Origin of the sequence: Paenibacillus wynnii (assembly GCF_000757885.1) — a bacterium.
In the GTDB taxonomy this organism is placed as follows: Bacteria; Bacillota; Bacilli; order Paenibacillales; family Paenibacillaceae; genus Paenibacillus_AQ; species Paenibacillus_AQ wynnii.
Window position 1 is genome coordinate 1,412,652 of record NZ_JQCR01000003.1, and the last position, 19,543, is coordinate 1,432,194.

Annotated in this window: 15 protein-coding genes and 1 other annotated feature; of the genes, 8 read left to right on the forward strand and 7 right to left on the reverse strand. The window is 42.4% G+C overall.

Features of this window, described 5'->3' with window-relative positions:
- The first annotated feature begins 235 nt into the window (after positions 1–235).
- From PWYN_RS21850 to PWYN_RS21860, 3 genes are read left to right on the forward strand one after another with little or no spacing between them, the layout of a single operon-like run.
- Positions 236–2,038 (forward strand): cache domain-containing sensor histidine kinase, encoded by a 1,803-nt coding sequence (locus tag PWYN_RS21850; protein ID WP_036656258.1) that lies wholly within the window; start codon positions 236–238, stop codon positions 2,036–2,038.
- 12 nt (positions 2,039–2,050) lie between these two features.
- On the forward strand, positions 2,051–3,673 hold the full coding sequence (locus PWYN_RS21855; protein ID WP_052088276.1) for a response regulator: 1,623 nt from the start codon (positions 2,051–2,053) through the stop codon (positions 3,671–3,673).
- Entirely contained in the window at positions 3,654–4,625 is a 972-nt protein-coding gene (locus tag PWYN_RS21860) for a sugar ABC transporter substrate-binding protein (protein ID WP_036656260.1), read from the forward strand. Before PWYN_RS21855 ends, PWYN_RS21860 begins: the two co-directional genes overlap by 20 nt.
- 78 nt (positions 4,626–4,703) lie before the next feature.
- Here the strand turns inward: PWYN_RS21860 and PWYN_RS21865 are convergent, their stop codons facing one another.
- On the reverse strand, positions 4,704–6,536 hold the full coding sequence (locus PWYN_RS21865; protein WP_036656263.1) for an OmpL47-type beta-barrel domain-containing protein: 1,833 nt from the start codon (positions 6,534–6,536) through the stop codon (positions 4,704–4,706).
- A gap of 699 nt (positions 6,537–7,235) precedes the next feature.
- On the opposite strand from PWYN_RS21865, the gene PWYN_RS21875 reads away from it, so the two are divergent.
- Entirely contained in the window at positions 7,236–7,553 is a 318-nt protein-coding gene (locus PWYN_RS21875) for a DUF3139 domain-containing protein (RefSeq protein ID WP_052088278.1), read from the forward strand.
- Between the two features lie 161 nt (positions 7,554–7,714).
- On the opposite strand, the gene PWYN_RS21880 is transcribed toward PWYN_RS21875, so the two are convergent.
- Positions 7,715–8,083: a PH domain-containing protein gene (locus PWYN_RS21880; RefSeq protein WP_036656267.1), complete on the reverse strand. Its 369-nt coding sequence runs from the start codon at positions 8,081–8,083 to the stop codon at positions 7,715–7,717.
- A 365-nt stretch (positions 8,084–8,448) separates the two neighbouring features.
- Entirely contained in the window at positions 8,449–9,015 is a 567-nt protein-coding gene (locus tag PWYN_RS21890) for a GNAT family N-acetyltransferase (protein WP_036656274.1), read from the reverse strand.
- Between the two features lie 49 nt (positions 9,016–9,064).
- Positions 9,065–9,330, reverse strand: a binding site (T-box leader).
- A 630-nt stretch (positions 9,331–9,960) separates the two neighbouring features.
- Between PWYN_RS21890 and rsgA the strand changes: the two genes are divergently transcribed.
- Both rsgA and PWYN_RS21900 read left to right on the forward strand, forming a co-directional pair.
- Positions 9,961–11,034: a ribosome small subunit-dependent GTPase A gene (gene rsgA / locus PWYN_RS21895; protein ID WP_084146866.1), complete on the forward strand. Its 1,074-nt coding sequence runs from the start codon at positions 9,961–9,963 to the stop codon at positions 11,032–11,034.
- Entirely contained in the window at positions 11,031–11,981 is a 951-nt protein-coding gene (locus PWYN_RS21900; RefSeq protein ID WP_338049221.1) for an aminoglycoside phosphotransferase family protein, read from the forward strand. The genes rsgA and PWYN_RS21900 overlap by 4 nt, the downstream gene beginning before the upstream one ends.
- Before the next feature lie 325 nt (positions 11,982–12,306).
- Here the strand turns inward: PWYN_RS21900 and PWYN_RS21905 are convergent, their stop codons facing one another.
- Positions 12,307–13,056: a class I SAM-dependent methyltransferase gene (locus PWYN_RS21905; protein WP_036656276.1), complete on the reverse strand. Its 750-nt coding sequence runs from the start codon at positions 13,054–13,056 to the stop codon at positions 12,307–12,309.
- 506 nt (positions 13,057–13,562) lie between these two features.
- On the opposite strand from PWYN_RS21905, the gene PWYN_RS21910 reads away from it, so the two are divergent.
- Positions 13,563–14,342 (forward strand): alpha/beta fold hydrolase, encoded by a 780-nt coding sequence (locus tag PWYN_RS21910; RefSeq protein WP_036655845.1) that lies wholly within the window; start codon positions 13,563–13,565, stop codon positions 14,340–14,342.
- Between the two features lie 209 nt (positions 14,343–14,551).
- Here PWYN_RS21910 and PWYN_RS21915 read toward each other — a convergent pair whose 3' ends face one another.
- Complete coding sequence (locus PWYN_RS21915) at positions 14,552–15,493, reverse strand: ketopantoate reductase family protein (protein ID WP_036656279.1); 942 nt, start codon at positions 15,491–15,493, stop codon at positions 14,552–14,554.
- Between the two features lie 160 nt (positions 15,494–15,653).
- Between PWYN_RS21915 and PWYN_RS21920 the strand changes: the two genes are divergently transcribed.
- On the forward strand, positions 15,654–16,220 hold the full coding sequence (locus PWYN_RS21920) for a TetR/AcrR family transcriptional regulator (protein ID WP_036656281.1): 567 nt from the start codon (positions 15,654–15,656) through the stop codon (positions 16,218–16,220).
- A 113-nt stretch (positions 16,221–16,333) separates the two neighbouring features.
- Here the strand turns inward: PWYN_RS21920 and PWYN_RS21925 are convergent, their stop codons facing one another.
- Entirely contained in the window at positions 16,334–18,475 is a 2,142-nt protein-coding gene (locus tag PWYN_RS21925; RefSeq protein ID WP_084146869.1) for a serine hydrolase domain-containing protein, read from the reverse strand.
- A 153-nt stretch (positions 18,476–18,628) separates the two neighbouring features.
- Complete coding sequence (locus PWYN_RS21930) at positions 18,629–19,135, reverse strand: HIT family protein (RefSeq protein WP_084146871.1); 507 nt, start codon at positions 19,133–19,135, stop codon at positions 18,629–18,631.
- Positions 19,136–19,543: the final 408 nt, after the last annotated feature.

Below are 19,543 nucleotides of genomic sequence, written 5' to 3' on the forward strand. Positions count from 1 at the left end.
CCAGTCATTTGGTGTTGGCCTCATTATAAACCGCTTACAAAACCCGTTTATACGGCCCTATTTGGGTATAGTTTTCATTTTTTTGTGCAAAGGGAAGAACTGAACTTATTAAGGTGTAGTTTTTTATTCAAAAGTTGTATTTTATGATTACGCTTTCTTTTAAGCCTCTCTTTTCCACTATTTTGAGTTATGATGGATAAGTAAAACCTGATTAACCCATGAGGGGACCGATTCTATGAGATTGACACGCTGGATCTCCTCCAGCCTGCGGGCGAAGCTGCTGACCATGTTCATTATCCTTACCTCTATTCCGCTCATCGCTGTGGGACTTGTATCTTACCAGAAGTCGTATCACTCGATTTCAGACCATAGCAAGGCGTCCAGTATGCTGGCGGCAGATTTGCTCGTTCGTAATATTGATTTTCTGTTCGATGATACAGAGCGGCTGCTGGAGTTAAGCAAGAACCCTGAAGTTATCCATTTTCTCTTCTCTCAATCGGAGACCTATAATGAAGCCAAAGAAATACTGCAAACCTTCGAGCTCTACCGGGAAACGTATAAATACGAGAATGTCCTTAACATCTCATTGATCAATCTCTACGGCAAAGGCATCAGCGAACGCAAGGGTGTCTTCCAACAGAGCCGCAATCCGCTGCGAAACCCGCATTTTCAGGATTTAACCAATAACCCGGATCTTGTGCTCAAAATCCCGCCATCAGGGGCTTCTGATTATGACCGACTGGACGGATTCACTTATCCGGAACGAAACGTCATTTCCATTATGGCTGCGGTGAAGCAGCGAATTACGCACGAAGTCATTGGCTTCATCGTTATTGATCTGGACGATTCCTTTATAGAACAATTCTGCGACAAGGTAACGATTGGCAAGACGGGTTTCTTTTATATTTTAGATCAGAAGAATATACCGATTTTTGTACCCTCGATTAGCTCTAAAGACAGTGAACTCGTCCATCAGACGGATTTGCCGCAGTGGCAGAAATCGAATCGTGACAGCTTTGTTCTACCTACAGATAGCAAACCCAAGTTTGTCGTATATACGACCTCTCAGTCTACGGGTTGGAAAATCATCGGCATGGCACCTCTGCAAGAAATTGTGGCTGAAGCCAATCGAATCCGGCAGTTGATTATCGTCAGTGTTATACTTAGCGCCATTTTTGCACTTACCCTCTATTTCTTCCTTACGCAGCGAATCACTCGGCCCATGCAGTTGCTGCAGAACAAGATGCGTCTAGCGGCAAGCGGATATCTGGAGGCTAAGGTGAAGCCTACGGGTCAGGATGAAATTGCAGATCTCGGCAAGAGCTTTAACATCATGCTAGAGAAGATTAAGATGCTGCTTGAAAAGAGTATCCGAGAGCAGGAACAGGTACAGAAAGCGGAACTGCGTACTCTACAGGCGCAAATCAACCCGCATTTTTTATACAACACCCTCGATTCCATCATTTGGATGAGTGAAGCCGGGAAAAGTGACAGCGTAGTCAATATGGTAAAGGCATTATCCCGTTTCTTCCGGATCAGCTTGAACAAAGGCCGGGATTGGATTTCCATCAAAACCGAGCTGGAGCATGCGGAAAGTTACCTGGTCATTCAACAGATGCGATACCGGGATATCCTTGACTATGAAATGAGAGTGCCGCTGGAGCTTCAGGTCTACCCTATTTTGAAAATGACCCTCCAGCCGTTAATTGAGAATGCCATCTATCATGGGATTAAAAACAAGCGGGGAAAAGGTCTAATTACCATAGACGGCCATATAGAAGACAACAATGTAATCGTCCTAACCGTGACGGATAACGGAATTGGAATAAAGCCGCAGCAGCTTGAATTCCTTCGTGAGCATTTGAACACACCTATCGAAATCGATGCCGGTGCTAAGGAAGACAGTATGGAAGGCGGCTTCGGGCTGCAGAATGTTCATCAGCGGCTTCGCCTCTATTTCGGAGACGGATTCGGTGTTCATCTGGAGAGCACAGACGGAGAAGGTACGCAAATTTCAATTCGGATACCTAAAAAGTAAGGGGGTTAACCCATGAAGAAAGTCATGCTCGTGGATGATGAAATTCTAATCCGTGAAAATATTCGTGCTTGTGTGGACTGGGAAAAAGAAGGCTTTATCTATTGCGGTGACGCTTCAGACGGTGAGGTGGCCCTCCCTCTTATAGAGCAGTGGATGCCGGATATTCTAATTACAGATATCAAAATGCCTTTTATGAACGGGCTGGAGCTCAGCTCCATTGTCAGGCAGCAAATGCCGGATATCAAAATCATTATTTTAAGCGGACACGACGAATTTCATTACGCTCAATCTGCGCTGCGCCTTGGTGTGGAAGATTACTGCCTAAAGCCTGTCAGTTCAGCCGACCTGATCCAGCTTTTGCAGGGTGTCAGTGAGCGAATTGATCAAGAGCAGCGGGCTAAGAAGAAATTCTCCTATACTGGAGAGAAACTTCTCTCCGATCTATGCGGGGGGTTAATCAGTACAGCCCAAGCGATAGAAACTGCAAGCTGTATGAATCTTAATCTGTCTGCCAATTATTATTCGGTAGTAGTGTTTGACCTTCGGTTCCCTAATACAGCCCCAGTGGTGGAGGATAACCTATTGTTAACAAAAATAGACTCCTTGTTAAATGACCAGTTGTCGCAGTTAGCGGACAGTTTTTCCTTCAAACGAAGCCGCACGGAGACCGTATGGATACTCAAAGGCAACCAAGTTGAAACACTCAGGGAAAAAGTGGTCCAATATGTCAACACCATTCATGATAGGATTGAACAGAATTTCCAGCTTGATATCCCGATCGGTATCGGAAATGTCCATGAACGCCTTCAGGGCATACATCCCTCATATCTTGAAGCCGAAGAAGGCAAGAATAGACAGCGTATTTCGGGCTTACACCGAACATTCTTGAGTGATGCTCCATTTGACGGAGTTGTGGACAGTGTACTCCTTGATCGCAACCAAATTATTGAATTTTTAAAAATAGGCTCCCCTTCGGAGGCACCTTCTTTTATAAGCGAATTTGCTGCGGGTCTGGTTCAGATGAATTGGAAAAGCTCCATGTACGGTTATTATTTGCTGAATGATCTGTCGATGGAGATGATTCGAACCGCCAAACAAAGCTTTCAAACGTCACAGGACCCTACTGAGCTAATCGAGGAACTTCAGCAGTCCATTAAGCACATTTCTGACTTTGAGGACTGCCTGAATTATTTGACATTCCTGCTCGACAAACTGTGGAAATGGCGCTCCGAAGGCTCTGACAAATATGGCGATCTGATCAGCAAGGTCAAGCAATATATCTCCGAATCCTACAACGATGATCAGCTGTCCCTGCAAGATATCTCCAGACAAATCGGTGTGAGTCCAAGCCATATGAGCAAGGTATTTAGCCAGGTAACAGGCCAGACCATGACCGAATATCTCACGGGGACCCGAATCCGTAAAGCGATGGAACTTCTAAAGACCACTCGCCACAAAACATTCGAGATTGCCTTTGAGGTAGGATACAACGATCAGCATTACTTCTCGAATCAGTTCAAAAAAGTGACCGGCATGACTCCAATGGAATATCGCAAACAAGGAACTGCCGACGAGAAAGGCCTCATAGATCAGGATCGGCATGGGAGGAAGAATCATGAACGTCAAAAAGCGTAACCGACTCTTCTGCTTACTGTTGACTGTTGGAATGCTGATCTCCGGCTGCCAATCGGCGCCTTCAGATGGTGACCAGAACCTAACGGCGCAGGATAGCAACGTGCAGAAGGCGTCCAGTCAGCAAAATGACCCCCCTCGTACTTACGGAATTATATATCCTATGGTGAACCCCACCTATGAGGTTATTACACAGAATGCAGAAGAAGCAGCGAAAGACCATAATATTAAACTAATGGTGCAAGCTCCTGACGAAGCCAATCTGGAACAGCAGATTCGGATCATGGAAACCATGATCAAGCAAAAGCTGAATGGAATTGCCATAGATCCCGTAGATGCTAAAGCGCTCATTCCCGTGATCAATAAAGCGGTTGCCAGCGGCATCCCTGTGGTCTGTTTTGAATCTGACGCCCCCGGCAGCAACCGACTTAGCTTCATTGGAGCGGACAACTACGAAACAGGTGTAACCATGGGCAAAGCAGTAAGCCGGCTTTTAAAAGGTAGAGGTATGATCCTTGTGGAAGCCGGTATGTCCCAAATGTACGGACTCAGCCAAAGGCTGGACGGCCTTCTTCATTATTTAGACACGGAGACAACCATTGATGTACTGGAGGTTCGCTTCAACGAGGGCAGTGAGACTCGGGCCACAACGGAGCTGGAAGAAATGATTGATGCCCATCCTCACTTTAATGCTTTTATCGGCTTAGATTTCGTCTCCGGCTCAACCTCCACCCTAATCTGGAAAGCCAAGGGCTTGAAACGGTATGCGCTGACCCTGGGAATGACACCCACCGTAAAAGAAGCCCTGCGAAACGGCCAACTGACCTCTGTCATTTCACAGAACGAAGATCACTGGGGCGAAAGCATTATCTATACCTTGCTTCAGGCAAATACGGGAAAGAAAGTGCCGGAGTTTGTGGATTCGGGGATTACGGAGATAGGAGCGGGGTTATGATGGTAAGTGCAGAAGAAAAAGCGCCTCATAGGCGCTCGATCTTTTGACTTTGACTCTTAACATTTGAAGCCAATTGCATTATTGTAATGCTTTCACATCTCTAAGCAGAAAACCAGCTGCCTTATTGTCGATGGCTTTACCTCGATGAGCCTCAATAAGACTGATGAAGGGTTTCAGCTGGTTCTGTTCCAGTTTCTTCTGCAACGTATTAGCAACAGATGATGTGATTTTACCTTCATCTGTAAAACGTTGAACTAGAGCCCTTAATGAATCCATGTCTGAATAGGTTACAAATTCAACCTCAAAAGTGGCTTCATTCCCTGCAATGTCAGCCGTCTTAATTTTAAAAGAATGGGTACCTAGGGGAAGCATATATAACGGAATTGGAACACCGTTTTGTGCCTTTTGTCCATCGACTGTAATTAAGGTTTTTGTCAAGTTCACCCCCGAAACTAAGTCTTCAATCGTAAAATTCGGGACCAAGTTCCCCACACTTCGATAACGCCCTTCTATTGGTTCAGCCATATGGATTGTGGGAGCTGTCCCATCCAAGTTAAAAGTGAGCATCTTAATTGCTTCAGAATTACCGGCCTTGTCTATAGAGCGATATAAGACAGAATAGTGGCCATCTGCTACAAAAGTAGTGGGACTGGTGTAAAGTTTCCAAGTCTGTCCGCCATCGAGACTGTACTCGGTTTCTGACACTCCAGATAAACTATCTTTAGGGGACAATACCATCGTTGCGGAATTTAACCAATTAGTCGAAGTGGCTGGAGTAATGATAGCAGTGGTAATAGGTGTGGTTTTATCCAAATTTATTATTATTGATCCATAACCTGTGAGGCCCTCTTCATCAGTTGCAGATCCTGTTATTACCTGATTTTCTCCTTCAGAGGTAATGACTTTGGGTAGATCGACTTTTAACTCTTGATACCAATTGTTATCGCTAGCTTCAAACGAAACAGTTACATTACGGTTGTACCATCCGTTTCGATCTGGAGCTCTATCGGAAATTGCTTGCACGTTAGGCGGAAAACTTTTAAAATCTAATTGGATATAATAGGGTCCCCCCGATCCTAGTTCGGTCTCGTAAGGAACAAATCCCTCAGATGTAAATTTAACGTGATGTTTATTAGAATCACCAAGATTAATCACAAATCCACTGGTGCCAACATATTGAGAGATTCCATCAATTTGAATAGTACCATCAATAGAATCGCCATTAATTAACTGTAAATATCCGTATATGGTAGTTGGCGCTACCGGAAATGCTGTTTTGTAATCATAAGTGCGATCATTTTTCGTCTCTTGGCTAGTAACAATTACACGGCCTTCTTCATCATAGGTCTTAAAGTCTGCAGGAATATAGTCCATGGCATAATGTCCATGTTCATCAGTAATCGTAGAGGACAGCTCATAGAGATCGCGTTTTGTCATACGCATGCCAGCCACTACAGGAAGTCCGGGATTCGGAAAATTAGTTCCCTCAATCGTAACGGTTCCTTCTACATGGTTTAACAATTTAGGAAATTGAAAACTAAATGTTGTGCCCATACCTAAATAACGAATAACGGGGTATCCTTTTACAGTGAAAGTGATGTATGCGCTATAATAACTTGTGTCATCAATGAAGTACCTTGAGAAAGGTTCCATACTAAAATGACCATTTTCATCCGTTATAGCACTACCAAGGTCTTTGTACCCACCAGAATATCCAAGAATACGAGGAGATACTACCGATAACTCAATCCCTTTCATAGGATTTCCATACTCATCCGTAAGAGTCCCTTGTAACGGTAGCGGTGTATCATAGGGATAATCTGCGTGCACTAGACTCACGGGTAGATACGTTAAAAATGAAATCATAAGAAAAAAAACAAGAACAAGCTTTGTTACCATCCATTTTCTCAAATCCAAACATCTCCTTATTCGTTATAAAGAACAGTATAAGGATACCATGTTCTTTAGTTCATTATCTATAGCGTGTAAATTCAATTGTACATATTCAGCTAGAAAATTTTATCCTTGGATAAAATCCTATTTTCACATCTTTAAGCATATTGACTCCATAAATGCAGACAATTTACGAGACTATAGAACTATTTCATCTTCAGTACCCAACCTTTATTAGCTGCTGGAAAAACTGAGAAAGTAAAAGTTACCTTTGTGAGTGCAGATTTAGTGGAGAATAATCATGTAGGTAACGAATGGTGGTGGGGGGGATTTGTAAACGGTACAGAACTTGCAGATGGAGAATCCATTAATTAAACGTGAGTTCAACTGGTACAATAAAATTGCACGCTGAAGCACAAGAGCAGGATAGTATTCCTGATGATGGTGAAGCAACCACAACTCTAAAGGTCTCCTCACTTAAATCATCCCAAAATAAATCTATGACGGTGCAGGTTGTTGAAAATCGTGGTAGATACTCTGGCAATACGGCTTCATGGAAATTTATATTTAAAATTGATAAAATAAAATAACCGCAACAGATCATACAACCAGTCACAGTGCACTTTTGGCTGGTTTTTTTTCGTTTTTTTTGTAAAAATATCATTGAGCATTTTAAGAGGGAGATACCGGGATTTCGGAGATAGGAGCGGTACTTAAATGATTAATAAGAAGTTTTTAATTATTGTTATTATTATTTTAGGAGTAGGTTTGTTGACTATCCACTCTTACAAGAATAATTTAAATGAAGAAATTGTAAAATATTTGGCTGAAAAGGGTTATAGTCAAAATGAAATTTTAAAAGTGTACACAGAATTCGGAAAACTACCACTTGTTAGTACCACAGTAATTTTCCAGGATGAAGTAAATGCTAGATACTTCTACCGTAAAGAGAACGGCCGAATTTATCAATATAGTTGTGCGCCTTTAAGGGGCGTTGATCCTGAATATAAGTACAAACACGAAGAAAAGTATTAATCTTGGGCGTTTAGAGTTGAAGTCTTTTATGTTTGAGAAACGAAATGTTTCCTGGGTAAAAGAAAAACGCCTCAGTGGGCGTTTAAGTTTTTTAGATATTAGTTATATGCAAAACTCGAAGTATGAATTTATAAGATATCAGCTAATTATTTAATTTATTTTTAAGATATTCTCTCCATTATATTTCTATGAACGTCTTTTGATCTCTTACCATGAATAGCTTTTATTTTGAGGCTTTGATGGTCTGTTTTGATTTCCATCTTCCCAGCAAGGCTATTTAGAGAAACTGAAATAATTTCTTCATAAGTCAATTGTTTGAAATTATGCGTATTTAGTATTTTAAAAGCAAAATATATCCTCTTATCTGTTACTACTAAGATCCCAGGACCTTTATCTAAATTAACAATTTCAACGTTTAGCACTTGTTCATCAGGCTTAAGATAACCCTCTGCTTCATTTATAGATCCTTTGTTCATAAACTTTGTCATTGTACCCATATGGTTAATAGCGCTTTCAAAATCACTTCTCATTTAATCCCCTCCTGCCTATTATTGTAATCATTTAGAAGAATGGATTCAATCCAAAATATTACATAAAGAGACAACCTTTTGACTTTTTCTGAGTGTACCACCACAACTTTATTAAGATGATGCTGAGATGCGGTATGAATGCCCGTCGCAGTATTCCGCAACCAGAAATGGATTGTTCCAGAAGCCTCTTGCTTCTTTGTCTTTATTATATTTTTCGACTGTGCTATCACGCCACGGATTTTACCATAACATTTCATAACATATAGCATTGGAATTCATAATAACGACAACTATGGACTAAAAAATAAAGTGCTAGATTGTCATTGTTTTATTGAGCTAACGTTCCCAGATAGCTTAATCGTCATTTACTTTATAGAGAAGTCCGACTTCAAAATAGAATACAATTTAACATCAATAAACTCATCTCTTAGTTTGATGTACTGTCTTAATACACCGTCTAATCTCATCCCTGATTTCTCCATTAATCGCCAAGAACCAATATTAGCAGGTTTACATGTTGCTTCAATTCGATTGAGTTCCATCCTTGTAAACCCAAATTCAATCACTTTGTTAATTGCTTCTGTCATAAGTCCAAGACCCCAATATCTTGGATTCAATACATATCCAATCTCAGCTTTTGAATGCTCGATACTCCACCAAGCAAAGCCACAACTACCAATAAATTTTTGTGAATCTTTATGAACCAATCCCCAATTTGTTACTTTCTTCTTCTTATAGCAATCCATAATATACTCAATCCATTTTCTTGTTTCATCAATGGTTTTATGATGATCCCATGATGTATGTTTCGTAACTATATGGTCTGAAGTATACTCATACATATCAATCAAATCCTCGATTTTAATCTTTCGCAAAATCAAGCGCTCTGTTTCAAGACTCGGTAAATCGCTAAATACATCTTCAATCTGCATAACATCAACCTCCTTATGATTAATTAGGAAATACAAAAACTCCCGCCCCAAAAGGGACGAGAGTTTTATCCTCACGTGTTACCACCCAAATTTATCAATACCTCACGATATTGAACTTTTCAGGTACGACACCAATTCATTGATGGTTATACCCTAGCACAATAATGGGTGCACCCAGCACAACCTACTTCCTATAAAGGGTTCGATGTGCAGCTCAGAGACCATGTTCGAAAGACATTTCTTTACCCCTTTTCAGCTAACGGGGTTCTCTGTGAAAGAAATAATTTAACTACTCTTTCTCTTCATAGCAATTTCCAATATATAGAATATAATACACCTGTCCCTATTAACGGTCAATTAAATTTTTCAGGAATTATTGCCATTTGCAGAGTCTGGATGTTTGCCTCTACCAGGTTTTATAGAAACCCATTTCCCGCGATTAGCAATTAGCGTAAACTGCACGTTAGTTGAATGATTAACTAGAGTATTCATTGAGATTTTTTTTCGATCTCTGCAATCAGCAGGTACTTTCTCTCGCACTCCACTACGATTAAAGAATGTGTTATCGGAGCATCTAGAGAGTTGTAAATAAGCTAATTCTAAGTGATGAATTGTATTGATTTTTTTTCCAGAAAAGGTTATTTTATAGACAGCTTAGCGATAAGCAAGTTCCTGACACGAAGGGAGATGTTTTTTAATGGCAACTACTTATAGGGTGGTTTGGTCTTAAAACTGAATAGCAGGCATATGCGAAAAAGCGGGAGAACGCCCGTATTATTTGATATGCCCTCAAAGTAACCTTTCGTGAATATTGCTGTTTGCAGATACGATGAAGGTCGTATCTTTTTTGCGTCCTGATGCCGCGCGACAGCAGCTTCTTTAGAGGCTGCTTGTCCGTGGCATTTTTGCGTCCAAAAACAACATTAAAGGAGCTAACAAAAAAACATGATGAATTTGAAAAGCTATGGTTTCACAGAAATAGAAACAAATCCCGACGGATTATTGCCCGGTAGGGTGACGGAGCTTCGGCGTGAGCGCTTCACGATCATGACCGAGCGTGGCGAAGTAACGGCGGTACTCAAAGGCGCGTTCTATCACAGCGCGGAAACGCGCGTAGACTTTCCGTGTGTCGGTGACTTTGTCTTGCTGCACTACAACGAGAACGGAGATTCTCTCATCGTTACGGTACTGCCCCGCCGCTCCAAGTTCTCACGTGCAGATTACTCAGGGCATGCCATAGGCTATGCCAAAACCGTGCGGGAACAGGTCGTTGCAACCAACTTTGACTATGTGTTTATCCTTTCTTCTCTGAATTGGGATTTCAGCATTACCCGCATCATGCGGTACCTGACACAAGCCAGGCAGAGCGGCGGGCAGCCGGTCGTCATTCTGACCAAGGCCGATCTCATTGAAGATTATAATCTCCCGCTCGCAGAGGTCACACAAAGCATTCCTGATGTCCCGATTCACGCGATCAGCAGCCATACAGGCCTGGGGCTGAGCGAACTCGATCCCTACTTGATGCCTGGTAAAACAGTCGTCTTTCTTGGTATGTCCGGCGTCGGTAAATCGTCTCTGCTCAATGCATTGATAGAACAGGCCGTAATGAAGGTTCAGGCCATCCGAGAGGTCGACAGCCGGGGGCGGCATACGACAACGCACCGTCAGCTGTTTATGCTCCCCTCCGGTGCGATGGTTATCGATACGCCAGGTATGCGTGAGCTTGGGCTTTTTGATGCCAACGAAGGCATACGCGCAAGCTTTACCGATGTGGAGGAATGGTTCCCGAAATGCCGATTTACGGATTGCCGCCATCAGGCCGAGCCGGGCTGTGCCGTTCTCGCCGCGCTGGAGGGCGGTTCGTTGCCGCGTGAAAGGTGGGAGCATTATGTTGCTCAGCAGCATGAAAATAGGTATGTCCAGGATAAAACAAGCTATCTTATCGATAAGAGGGCTCGAAACAAAACGATCGCCATGTGGAGCAAGCAAACGAAGAAAAACGGAGGATGGAAGAAATGAATATTAAAATCGAAACGCTAATCTATGTCTTAAGCCAACGGTTCAAGAAGGATATCATATCGGCCGACTACCAAACCATGCCATTACAAGGCGGAACTATGGGAAATGTGTCCCTGGTAACGGGAATCGCCGAAACCGCAGATGGCCAAAAAATGCCGTACCGTATCGTGCTGAAAATTCAAAAGAAATGGGAACGTTACAACGATCCGAATTCCTGGCGCCGGGAATTTGATCTCTATATGTCTGACTTGGGAATGACATTCTCGGCTGCCTTCCGCTGGCCGACATGTTATTACGCCGAGATCAATGCCGAAGAAAATGAATTCCTGTGGCTAGAATATATCGATGGCGTAACCGGTTTAGACTTGACCGGAGAGATGTGTGAACAGGCCGCGCTGGAGTTGGGACGCTATCAAGGCAAGCTGTATGCGGAGCAGCCCGCTATGCTACAGAGCCTGACTAACCTGAGCCATGCTGATCTCATGAAGAATACGTATCTGCATTACCGGTCATGGCCGGTCGTCTATGATTATATACGCTCGGAGGACTGCAAATTCCCGCAACATGTGCGGCAAATGCTCATCGACATCGATGAGCACGCAGTCGAGATATTCGCCCGCATTGAGCAATTACCCCTCGTGCTGTGCCACCGCGACTTCTGGGTGACCAACCTGTTCTATGCCAACGGAAAAATCGTGCTTATCGACTGGGATACTTCCGGATGGGGCTACCTGGGCGAGGATATCGCAAGCCTGATTGCAGATGAAGTGGATATCGATCTCGAACATATGGTCGAATACTACCGGCGGTGTGTTCCCGCGTATTACAAAGGTTTTTCGGAATATGCAGATGCCCCCCCCTGTTGCCGACCATTGCGTCTACGAGATGATCCTTCTCATATTCGGATACAGACTTGTGGAGGGGTATCTCCTCACAGAAGACGATAACGAGAAGACGAAGTGTGGAGATATGCTCCAAAAAATCTATGAAATGAAGACCAGCCCTGTGCAGGGTTGACTCTAAAAAAAGAAATCCGCAAACCCATGAATGAAGTGGGTTTGCGGATTTCTTTTCATACTCCCATGCAATCGTCGCCGGCAGCTTGATCCGTATCTTATTTTCAAATATTATGGCTGCGCCAATCTGCCCGTTAGTTGAACAAAAGCAGCGAATGACGTTGATCGGCTGCTTTCTTGTTTTTATTGAGCTAGCGTGTCCCGTTAGCGCAATGATGTCTCGTGGGAATTACCTAGGCGGTTTGCAAATAGTAATCTATTTTATAGCTACAATTAAGAACCTTTTGGAATTTGTGCAAATTCCCTTTGGCGTTCGATTGTTTTCAATGAAATCATTTAGAATTTGAAAGTCATTGTCCTCATGACCGAAGTGGGGAATAATTGGTGTGTGTTTAAGTAAGAACAAAAGGTCTTCGGGTCTGTGATAGTAGTCTACGGCATTGTAATCGAAGGATTCTACTGATTGAAAACCTGCTTCATTAAGTTCCCTTACATATGTCTCTTTTAATGTTCCATCCACAACTCCAATCGCCTGCCCGCGACCAAAAGCGGTTTTTAAATTTAGCTTATCCGCTTCACTTACTTGTTGCGTCAAGAAAATTCCACCATTCTTTAACACCTTAGCCACTTCATTTGAGAAAAATGGCGCGTGACAACACGAAACTACATCAATCAAATCAATGGGAAATTTCAAATTATCAGAAGACATCTGTTTAAATTGAACGTTAGAAACATTCGCTTTATCCAGATTTGATTTTGCAGTATCCATCATTCCACTCGATAAATCAATCCCAAACACAGAATGAAATGAAGAAGCGATGGATATTACATTTTCTCCCCCACCTGTTCCTACGTCTAAAAGAACATCTGTGCTTTTAGACCTTCTTATCACTTCCTCATAAAAATTCCACTCTATCCCTTCTGACGTTACCTGCAATTTACTAAAGTCCCAACCATTAATTTTGCCGACTTTATCATAAAAATTCTTATATTCTAATTCATTCATGTAGAAACCACCTTTCAAATTATAAAAGCCAAAACACAGTATCAGTGTTTTGGCTTCACTTTAATGAATGACAAACACACTGTTCGAAATATTAGTTTTATAAAAGGGCATACTTCCCCCTTTACAGCTGGTACGCGTTTTTTCCAGCCCGGAAACTAATTACTTCGAATAATGCGAAACGCCAATTTCATTCACCCCATTTGAAAGAATATTACAATTGTAATATGTGGAAGAGTTAATAACAAGCTAAACCCCTTAGTACCAGTTATTCTACCCATTAGTATCCATATCGCATGTAACTAAACTGCCCGTTACTTCAATGAAAAAAGCAGACTGCCGTTGCAATCTGCTCACTCAGCTATCGTTTCCCGTTAGTTGAACAAGCACGCTTTCTTTTATTACACAATATCGTCGTACTGCGTAATAAATAACCAATTGAATATTTAAAGATTCTATTTTACATGGTAAAATTTGAAAGCAGTTCAATATAGAAAGGAAGTTTATTAATGAAAGAGTTTTTTGTTAAAACAGCGAATTGTATGCTTCGTTATAATGATTTCCCTGGTGAGCAAACACCCATTTTATTTATTCACGGTCTTGGATGTGCTAGCTCGTTTGATTATCCGCAAGTAGCAACTCAGGAAGTACTAAGAAATCACCGTTGTATTTTAGTTGACCTTTTAGGTGCTGGTTATAGTGATAAACCAGATAACTCTGACTTCAATTACACAGTCAGCGATCATGCAGAATATCTTGCGGAATTTGTTACATCCATAGGACTGGAATCTTTTGTCTTATTCGGTCACAGTCTAGGAGGAGCCGTAGCACTGTCTTTAGCAACTAAATGCCGAGAACATATCGATAGAATAATTTTGAGTGAAGCAAATTTAGACAGAAGCAGCATAGGCTCAACCAGCAAGTATATTGCAGATTTTGATATGCACGATTTTCTAGAAAATGAATTTAGCAAATTGGTACAAGATAGCCGGACAAGCGGAAACCAAATGTGGGCAGCAGCCTTATCTTCTTGGTCATCAAAAGCAGCCTATCTCATATCTAAATCAGCGGTAAAAGGAGAAGAACCATCATGGAGAGAGAAACTGTACTCTCTCGATTGTCCTAAAACCTTTATCTTTGGAGAAAACTCATTACCAGATTCAGATATGGAGGTACTTAGCACACACAATATTAATATCGAAATTGTAAAAAATGCTGGGCACTCTATGGCTTGGGAGAACCCAAAAGGATTAGCTAAAGCAATTGAAAAAGGCTTACAAACAAAATGAACATACATAACAGTTGATTTTGAAACAGCTAATTATAGGCATTGATTAAATCAAAAGCCTAAAGGCTGTTTTTCTCTTTTGATGCACAGTTTGTGTCAAATGCGACATAAAACCTCCACTTATCTTGTTCAACTAAACTGCCCGTTACTTCAATGAAAAAAGCAGACTGCCGTTGCAATCTGCTCACTCAGCTATCGTGTCCCGTTAGTTTAATGATTATTTGAAATAAACTTGGAAATCGCTTGTTTCTCAAGTTCGTCCCAATGGGGTGTCGCAATGTTTAATTGTTGTTTCAACTTATCGAACGAATCAAACAAAGCTGCAATTTCGCCGTAAGATCCATTCACCAATTTCATAAACGGTAATTTATGCATTATTTTTAGACCATAGTATACACTCTGTCTGTGTTTTCGAATAAAGTTAACTTGATTTGCAGGAGTGATAGTATAACCTAATTTTTCTAATATTTGAAACCCCTCGTCCATTACTGATATAGCTTGCTTTAATAGCTTCTTGTCCTTAGATACTTTTTTTAAATCACCATCGTAAAGATAACCAACAGAATTCAAAGCTACTATTGAGACGATATGACTTTTGAGCCAAGCATCCATATCATCATGATAAGCTAATTTAAACTTAACATGTTTAAACGCATTTTCTAGTAAAGGCTTTATTGTGATCTCGCCGTCAAGACTGCCAAGTAGCAGTTGTCCACCTCCGCGTAGGCAAATAATGCGGCCGCTCTCTTCTCGGAGTCCTCCGCTAAGCTGAAATCCGAAGATTACATTTTTTGTCATGGCGCTCTTTTCCTGAAGAATATTTCGCATCCCATGTGCATCGGCATTATTACCGACAAGAACAATATTCTGACTCTGATTCTCAGCTAGAATAGGCAGCACGGATGGGAAATCATTGTATTTCATTACAACAAAAATGAGATCATAAAGATCATCAGGTTGAAGCTCATGGATGACTTTTACTTCATCGATAGTGTTTTTATGCTGGAAATAATGGCGAATGACAAGTCCGTCTTTCTTCAATTGTTCAGCACGCTTCCCTCTGGCAAGTACTGTGACATCATTACCCCCGCGCACTAGAGCATGAGCAAGATAACTTCCTTGAACTCCGGCGCCAAAAACTAATATCCTCATTGTGATATCCCCTCTATTTTTTAACGATTGTTGTATTTTGACCATTTGTTTAATAAAGTAAGATTACCAGCATCTCTAACAAGTATCCATCGCTAGATCTATCGGTTTTGTTGGTTTTTCAACAGAATACAATGTACTGTTTAAAAAAAGGGGTGTCTCAATGGATAGAAGAATAAAAAAAAACCAAGTTGCCATTATGAATGCATTAATTCATTTGATCGGAGAAAAAGATTTTGACAAAATAACGATTAATGAAATCGCAGAGCGTGCTGATGTAAATCGAGGAACCATTTATTCGCATTACTCTGACAAATACGATCTATTGGATAAGTGCCTAGAGGCTCAACTGTACCATTTGATCGAAAGTTGTTCCTCAGTGGATGAAACAGAACCTTATCCATCTAAGTCTTCATTGCTCCGTACGCTTGGACAAATGGAGAAGAATGCTCTCTTTTATAGGAATTTATTAAGCAACAAAGGCATTCCTTCCTTCAGAAACCACTTACAAAAAATGATGACTAATCAAGTAATGGAACAAATCGTTGAAAGCAATTTAAGCCTAAATGAGTTGAGTAAAGATATATTAGTACAATTTTTGAGTTCGGCGATTGTCGGAGTGATTGAATGGTGGTTAACCCAACCAATGCCCTGTTCTGTAGAAGAGATAACTGAACAGTTATGGTCACTGCTCGAACAGAATCAGATGATTCTCCGCTCTGAATCTTAATTACGCTATCCTGCCCGTTAGCGGAACAGGCTGTCGAATTATCGACAGCCTGTTGTCCATTTCACTATCGTGTCTCGTTAGTTTAATGTTCACATAAAATGCCTATTGTTACGTTACTGCGCGGAAATCTCGAACTTCGTGCCGGCATCTCCGGCGAATACAATCGATCCTCCCGCGGGCAGTTCGACCTGATCCTTGCCTCCGATGACACTAAAGTAGATGCATGTTCCCTTCGCATCATATACGGCGAAGGAGGCATTCGAGGACATGTTCACCTTCATGATCTTGCCCACGTCTTTGTCGCTTATCGTATACCATTGGGCGTATCCGCTCGACGGAATCGTAACGATTGACTTCTTAGCGAAATTGATGGGCTTCACAGTGTCCTCGTTCACTAAGATTCTTCCACCTTGATCCAAGTACTCAACACCGTCATGCGTAAAGAACGTTAAGCCTGAGAGATCCCGACCATTCATTCCCGGAATTTGCAATTCGGATACTGCTGTATTAGGTCCTGTTATTCGCTTATCCAACACGTACCCCGGTAATTGTGTCGACATATTCAATTGGATGGGCGGCAACAACAAATAAACGAGCGACGTATACTTCTCATTCAGCAGATAATACTTCTTGCCGTCGCGCTGATTCCATGCCTTTATTGTCTTTGTCGGAAGATCTTGGGGCTGGAGCTTCTCGGCATTGTACACTGACACAGCCGTCTGCCCAAGACCCGGCAATGAAGCGTATTGACGAATCCATAAGTAGGTGCGGTCATTCTCCTCTTTCACGAAGCTGATCATCACATTCCCATCCGCACTCCGGAACGTGCCGTCCGCCGAATACACGTAAAACTGGGTTGGATTATTGGGCAACTGCTCAAAAGTGACGGACATGACGCCACCTTCGGTAATATCAATGTTAATCGTTGTACTCGTCGCGCCATAGATTCCCGAATACTGCAGCACGGACTCCGGCATATCAGCCTTTACCGGAGTGCCGTACGACTTCTCAGGCTTGAATTCTGCAATTCTCCCTTTCTCCTTCAGCGCCTGAAGCAGGATTTCGTTCGCCAAAAGCTGGGCGTTCGTGCTGACCCCGCCGGAAGTGACGACAGCTGCCGCCATGTCCTGCTCGGGAAACACAACGAGCGACGAGTGATAGAGTTGCGTGTCCCCACCTTTGGTCAGCGCCTTCATCCCATATTCACTGAAGGGAAACAGATCGACGCTGTCCCAGCCGAGACCGTATCCGATTGAGTTGTCCGCATCGTCAGGCCACAAAGGCGTCTTGTACTCGTCTTGCGCCATGGCCGCAGCCGAATTGCCGGACAAGACTTCTTCCGCTTCCCCCGTGAAAATTTGCGAGAATCGAGCCAAATCTTCCGCCGTGGAATAAATGCCTCCCGTTCCGATCACGTTGACCGTCTCGTTGGGAAGTTGTCCTGTGTAGGTAGGATAATAGAGTCCCGCCATCTTCGCTGTGTTCGGAGAATCGAGCGGCGTTTCCGTATTGGCCATACCCAGAGGTTCCGTTATAAATCGATGGATATAAGAGGTAAAGTCCATCCCGCTGACATGCTCGACCAGAATCTCGGCCAGCGTAAATCCGTCATTGCAGTACACAGAGTAAGCACCCGGGTCTGCCTTCAAGGTCTGTCCAGCCAGTTGCTTCAGCAGTGTGTCGTGGGCGTAAGTATCGTTATCTTCGAATAAAAAGGCGTCCTTCAGCGATGATCCGTTCAGACCGGAAGAATGATTCAGCAGCATGCGCGGCGTAATCTGCTTGTAGCGTTCATCCTTCATCGTAAACTTGGGGATATACTTGAAGACCTGCGTATCGAGATCGATTTTCCCTTGGTCGACCAGCTGCATGACGGCAACCGTGGTAAACATTTTACTCGTCGAGCCGATCCCGTACATCGTGTCTTTCGTGAGCGGCTTCTGTCCCTTCTCATCATTCTTGCCGACTTGGCCGGATACGACGATGCTGCCATGATCGATAATAGCGTACTGCACGCTGTTCGTGCCGTAAGTTCTCGTGAGGTGATCGGCCTTCTCCTTTGCATCTTTCCGGGTTACTTCGTAGGTGATCAAAGCCTCGTTCGAAGGCGAGTCCATTGCCGCCGTTGGCACGTTTAACGAATTCAGCGCCACTGCCGTGTTCTGCGTCTCTACCGGTGCATTGTTGTCATTGCAGGAGGTTAGCAGTAGACATGAAGATAGCACAGCTCCCATTATCCATCGACTTTTTATCATTTGACCTCTCCTTCTTACAGGAACTCATTCATCTCTTGATTCAATCCCACTACTACTCTCGTTATAGTAGACTTCTACTTTCAAATATTTTCCTCATCCACTTGTTTTTAGGGTTATACGTCATTAAAACGCATTGGTTTCCATTTTATACAATTATACTATCCTGCCCGTTTGCGCAGAGAAGGCAGCCAATTTTTGTGTCGGCTGCCTCATGTGTTGCTGAGCTATAGTTTCCCGATAGCTTAATAGTTCATTCAAAACCTTAATGATTTTTTCCTTAGTTGGTGGCAAACGGTTTTCAGCACCATCTGGATGTAACGGTTCACCCCAAGTAAAACCATCGCCTTCGTATCTTGGTATGAGATGCATGTGATAATGTGTCAAATCCTTGAATTTCCCACCATCCTGACTCACTCTAATACCATCTGGTTTATATAAGGATTTTAAGACAGTTGACAGCATTTTAGAGGCGTCCATGATGCTGTAAGCAGTTTCTTGGTCGATTTCATCGACATCCAAGTAGTGTTTTTTAGGAAGGATTAGCGTGTGCCCTTCATTGAATGGAGCAATATCAAGAACACAAGTAATTAGTTCGTTTTCAAATATTATATTCAAATTAGGTTCAATTCCATTTGCAATCCTACATCCCAAGCATTCCACAGCATCACCCCGATAAAAAGATTTGGTTGTATTTACAGATAATTCGATTACCCTATTAATTTATCCTGCACTTTACTTCAATATAAAAAGCAGATTGCAATTGCAGTCTGCTCTTTACGCTATCGTTTCCCGAAAGTTGAATGGATTCGTTTTAGATAAAAACCGAATCCATTCAATGTCGGTAGCCCTGTATCGTTATATTGTTATTTTACATTAACTAAATCTTATGGATTATTACCTGCTGCTACCACAACCGAGAAACACACCACTATCATCGTGCTGATACAAGGTATTAGTTGATTACAATAACAACCTAGATCGCGGGTGTCCAAGAGGTGGGCAATGATCTACGACAGGACATCCACGTCACAGCATTCCGCAACCAGATATGGATTGTTCCAGAAGCCT

Bases quoted from the DNA above. Each gene is read 5' to 3' on its own strand.
- PWYN_RS21850 (WP_036656258.1), top strand. From the start codon at position 236: ATGAGATTGACACGCTGGATCTCCTCCAGCCTGCGGGCGAAGCTGCTG.
- PWYN_RS21855 (WP_052088276.1), top strand. From the start codon at position 2,051: ATGAAGAAAGTCATGCTCGTGGATGATGAAATTCTAATCCGTGAAAAT.
- PWYN_RS21860 (WP_036656260.1), top strand. From the start codon at position 3,654: ATGAACGTCAAAAAGCGTAACCGACTCTTCTGCTTACTGTTGACTGTT.
- PWYN_RS21875 (WP_052088278.1), top strand. From the start codon at position 7,236: ATGATTAATAAGAAGTTTTTAATTATTGTTATTATTATTTTAGGAGTA.
- PWYN_RS21880 (WP_036656267.1), bottom strand. From the start codon at position 8,083: ATGAGAAGTGATTTTGAAAGCGCTATTAACCATATGGGTACAATGACA.
- PWYN_RS21890 (WP_036656274.1), bottom strand. From the start codon at position 9,015: ATGCAGATTGAAGATGTATTTAGCGATTTACCGAGTCTTGAAACAGAG.
- rsgA (WP_084146866.1), top strand. From the start codon at position 9,961: ATGATGAATTTGAAAAGCTATGGTTTCACAGAAATAGAAACAAATCCC.
- PWYN_RS21900 (WP_338049221.1), top strand. From the start codon at position 11,031: ATGAATATTAAAATCGAAACGCTAATCTATGTCTTAAGCCAACGGTTC.
- PWYN_RS21905 (WP_036656276.1), bottom strand. From the start codon at position 13,056: ATGAATGAATTAGAATATAAGAATTTTTATGATAAAGTCGGCAAAATT.
- PWYN_RS21910 (WP_036655845.1), top strand. From the start codon at position 13,563: ATGAAAGAGTTTTTTGTTAAAACAGCGAATTGTATGCTTCGTTATAAT.
- PWYN_RS21915 (WP_036656279.1), bottom strand. From the start codon at position 15,493: ATGAGGATATTAGTTTTTGGCGCCGGAGTTCAAGGAAGTTATCTTGCT.
- PWYN_RS21920 (WP_036656281.1), top strand. From the start codon at position 15,654: ATGGATAGAAGAATAAAAAAAAACCAAGTTGCCATTATGAATGCATTA.
- PWYN_RS21925 (WP_084146869.1), bottom strand. From the start codon at position 18,475: ATGATAAAAAGTCGATGGATAATGGGAGCTGTGCTATCTTCATGTCTA.